Source organism: Pseudoduganella ginsengisoli, assembly GCF_009720865.1.
Lineage (GTDB): Bacteria > Pseudomonadota > Gammaproteobacteria > Burkholderiales > Burkholderiaceae_D > Rugamonas > Rugamonas ginsengisoli.
The window spans coordinates 1-295 of sequence record NZ_WNLA01000103.1; the positions used below are offsets into that span (position 1 = coordinate 1).

The 295-nt window shown below is 45.4% G+C and carries 1 rRNA gene; it reads right to left on the minus strand.

Going from position 1 to position 295, the window contains the following annotated elements:
* A 23S ribosomal RNA gene (locus tag GM668_RS30375) occupies positions 1-93 on the minus strand; the annotation flags it as partial.
* Positions 94-295 lie beyond the last annotated feature (202 nt).

Sequence of the window (295 nt, forward strand, 5' to 3'; positions counted from 1 at the left end):
TTTGTCAGCTCCCCGGAACTTTTCGCAGACTTCCACGTCCTTCATCGCCTGTAATCGCCAAGGCATCCGCCATGTGCACTTATTCACTTGTCCCTATAACCTTGACGGCTATAGGCAAGCATTTACTGCTTTGTGATGATGAGTTTTACTACCCTAAGTGTGTATTTCTACACGCTTAAATAAAACTTTACTTCTTCCAGATTGTTAAAGAACGGTACTACGCTTATCTAAGACTCGGGTCTTACATAAGAGCAGTTTTGGTGGAGGATGACGGGATCGAACCGACGACCCCCTG